A 570-nucleotide genomic window follows, 5' to 3' on the forward strand; every position below is an offset into this window, starting at 1 on the left:
GAGTCGAACGGCGGGGTGCGGGTGATGCCGCTGGGCGACTCGATCACCGAGGGCACGCAGGTGCCCGGCGGCTACCGGATCGGGTTGTGGCAGCGCCTGGCCTCGGGTCGCTACACGATCGACTTCGTCGGGTCGCAGTACAACGGACCGGGCAACCTGGGCGACCACGACCACGAGGGACACCCGGGGTGGCGGATCGACCAGATCGACGCGAACATCAACGGCTGGCTGCGCACCTACACGCCGCGCACGGTGCTGCTGCACATCGGCACCAACGACGTGCTGCAGAACTACAACGTGTCCGGTGCGCCGCAGCGGCTGTCCACGCTGATCGACCACATCACCGCGGCGGCGCCGGACGCCGACGTGTTCGTCGCGACCATCATCCCGCTGTCGAACTCCGGGCAGGAGGCCGCCGCCCGCAACTTCAACGCGGCGATCCCCGGCATCGTCCAGTCCAAGGCCAACAGCGGAAAGCACGTCCACCTGGTCGACATGCACAGCAAGCTGACCACCGGCGACCTCATCGACGGCATCCACCCCACCGCGAACGGCTACGACAAGATGGCC

The 570-nt window shown here is 68.1% G+C and carries 1 protein-coding gene; it reads left to right on the top strand.

Annotated elements, in window-relative coordinates; genetic code table 11:
* Nucleotides 1-570, top strand: a 570-nt coding sequence (locus FLV34_RS39670; protein ID WP_222709816.1) for an SGNH/GDSL hydrolase family protein, incomplete at both ends; no start/stop codon positions are given.

The organism is Microbispora sp. CSR-4, from assembly GCF_008033685.1.
GTDB lineage: Bacteria > Actinomycetota > Actinomycetes > Streptosporangiales > Streptosporangiaceae > Microbispora.